Source organism: Streptomyces sp. NPDC031466 (assembly GCF_055581265.1).
Genome location: NZ_JBVIJT010000024.1, coordinates 1 through 3,214, shown reverse-complemented (window position 1 = coordinate 3,214; position 3,214 = coordinate 1). Strand labels below are relative to the sequence as shown.

Below are 3,214 nucleotides of genomic sequence, written 5' to 3'. Positions count from 1 at the left end.
GTGTGATGGGTGGTTGGTCGTTGTTTGAGAACTGCACAGTGGACGCGAGCATCTGTGGCCAAGTTTTTAAGGGCGCACGGTGGATGCCTTGGCACCAGGAACCGATGAAGGACGTGGGAGGCCACGATAGTCCCCGGGGAGTCGTCAACCAGGCTTTGATCCGGGGGTTTCCGAATGGGGAAACCCGGCAGTCGTCATGGGCTGTCACCCACTGCTGAACACATAGGCAGTGTGGAGGGAACGCGGGGAAGTGAAACATCTCAGTACCCGCAGGAAGAGAAAACAACCGTGATTCCGGGAGTAGTGGCGAGCGAAACCGGATGAGGCCAAACCTACGACGTGTGAGACCCGGCAGGGGTTGCGTCGTGGGGGTTGTGGGATCTCTCTTTCACAGTCTGCCGGCTGTGAGACGAGTCAGAAACCGTTGATGTAGGCGAAGGACATGCGAAAGGTCCGGCGTAGAGGGTAAGACCCCCGTAGTCGAAACATCAGCGGCTCGTTTGAGAGACACCCAAGTAGCACGGGGCCCGAGAAATCCCGTGTGAATCTGGCGGGACCACCCGTTAAGCCTAAATATTCCCTGGTGACCGATAGCGGATAGTACCGTGAGGGAATGGTGAAAAGTACCGCGGGAGCGGAGTGAAATAGTACCTGAAACCGTGTGCCTACAAGCCGTGGGAGCGTCGCGCATCAAGCTTGCTTGGTGCGTCGTGACTGCGTGCCTTTTGAAGAATGAGCCTGCGAGTTTGCGGTGTGTTGCGAGGTTAACCCGTGTGGGGAAGCCGTAGCGAAAGCGAGTCCGAATAGGGCGATTTAGTAGCGCGCTCAAGACCCGAAGCGGAGTGATCTAGCCATGGGCAGGTTGAAGCGGCTGTAAGAGGTCGTGGAGGACCGAACCCACCAGGGTTGAAAACCTGGGGGATGACCTGTGGTTAGGGGTGAAAGGCCAATCAAACTCCGTGATAGCTGGTTCTCCCCGAAATGCATTTAGGTGCAGCGTCGTGTGTTTCTTGCCGGAGGTAGAGCACTGGATAGGCGATGGGCCCTACCGGGTTACTGACCTTAGCCAAACTCCGAATGCCGGTAAGTGAGAGCACGGCAGTGAGACTGTGGGGGATAAGCTCCATGGTCGAGAGGGAAACAGCCCAGAGCATCGACTAAGGCCCCTAAGCGTACGCTAAGTGGGAAAGGATGTGGAGTCGCACAGACAACCAGGAGGTTGGCTTAGAAGCAGCCACCCTTGAAAGAGTGCGTAATAGCTCACTGGTCTAGTGATTCCGCGCCGACAATGTAGCGGGGCTCAAGCGTACCGCCGAAGTCGTGTCATTCCAGCACATACCCCCAACGGGGGCTGGGATGGGTAGGGGAGCGTCGTGTGCCGGGTGAAGCTGCGCCGGAAGGCAGTGGTGGACGGTTCACGAGTGAGAATGCAGGCATGAGTAGCGATACATACGTGAGAAACGTGTGCGCCGATTGACTAAGGGTTCCTGGGTCAAGCTGATCTGCCCAGGGTAAGTCGGGACCTAAGGCGAGGCCGACAGGCGTAGTCGATGGATAACCGGTTGATATTCCGGTACCCGCTGTGAAGCGTCAAACATTGAATCAGGCGATGCTAAGTCCGTGAAGCCGTTCCGGACCCTTCGGGGAAAGGAAAGTGGTGGAGCCGACGGACCAGACTTGTAGTAGGTGAGTGATGGGGTGACGCAGGAAGGTAGTCCAGCCCGGGCGGTGGTTGTCCCGGGGTAAGGGTGTAGGCCGTGCGGTAGGTAAATCCGTCGCACATTAAGGCTGAGACCTGATGCCGAGCCGATTGTGGTGAAGTGGATGATCCTATGCTGTCGAGAAAAGCCTCTAGCGAGTTTCATGGCGGCCCGTACCCTAAACCGACTCAGGTGGTCAGGTAGAGAATACCGAGGCGTTCGGGTGAACTATGGTTAAGGAACTCGGCAAAATGCCCCCGTAACTTCGGGAGAAGGGGGGCCATCACTGGTGAGGAGTCTTGCACTCTGAGCTGGGGGTGGCCGCAGAGACCAGCGAGAAGCGACTGTTTACTAAAAACACAGGTCCGTGCGAAGCCGTAAGGCGATGTATACGGACTGACGCCTGCCCGGTGCTGGAACGTTAAGGGGACCGGTTAGTGCACTTTCGGGTGTGCGAAGCTGAGAACTTAAGCGCCAGTAAACGGCGGTGGTAACTATAACCATCCTAAGGTAGCGAAATTCCTTGTCGGGTAAGTTCCGACCTGCACGAATGGCGTAACGACTTCTCGACTGTCTCAACCATAGGCCCGGTGAAATTGCACTACGAGTAAAGATGCTCGTTTCGCGCAGAAGGACGGAAAGACCCCGGGACCTTTACTACAGTTTGATATTGGTGTTCGGTTCGGCTTGTGTAGGATAGGTGGGAGACTTTGAAGCGGGCACGCCAGTGTTCGTGGAGTCGCCGTTGAAATACCACTCTGGTCGTGCTGGATGTCTAACCTCGGTCCGTGATCCGGATCAGGGACAGTGTCTGATGGGTAGTTTAACTGGGGCGGTTGCCTCCTAAAGAGTAACGGAGGCGCCCAAAGGTTCCCTCAGCCTGGTTGGTAATCAGGTGTTGAGTGTAAGTGCACAAGGGAGCTTGACTGTGAGACCGACGGGTCGAGCAGGGACGAAAGTCGGGACTAGTGATCCGGCGGTGGCTTGTGGAAGCGCCGTCGCTCAACGGATAAAAGGTACCCCGGGGATAACAGGCTGATCTTCCCCAAGAGTCCATATCGACGGGATGGTTTGGCACCTCGATGTCGGCTCGTCGCATCCTGGGGCTGGAGTCGGTCCCAAGGGTTGGGCTGTTCGCCCATTAAAGCGGTACGCGAGCTGGGTTTAGAACGTCGTGAGACAGTTCGGTCCCTATCCTCTGTGCGCGTAGGAATATTGAGAAGGGCTGTCCCTAGTACGAGAGGACCGGGACGGACGAACCTCTGGTGTGCCAGTTGTCCTGCCAAGGGCATGGCTGGTTGGCTACGTTCGGAAAGGATAACCGCTGAAAGCATCTAAGCGGGAAGCCTGCTTCGAGATGAGTATTCCCACCCCCTTTGAGGGGTTAAGGCTCCCAGTAGACGACTGGGTTGATAGGCCAGATCTGGAAGCCCGGTAACGGGTGGAGGTGACTGGTACTAATAGGCCGAGGGCTTGTCCTCAGTTGCTCGCGTCCACTGTGTTGGTTCTGAAAC

Annotated in this window: 1 rRNA gene; it reads left to right on the top strand. The window is 56.7% G+C overall.

Going from position 1 to position 3,214, the window contains the following annotated elements:
• Positions 1 to 56 precede the first annotated feature (56 nt).
• Positions 57 to 3,181: ribosomal RNA gene (locus ACZ5GP_RS33900) — 23S ribosomal RNA — on the top strand.
• The last annotated feature ends 33 nt before the right edge of the window (positions 3,182 to 3,214 follow it).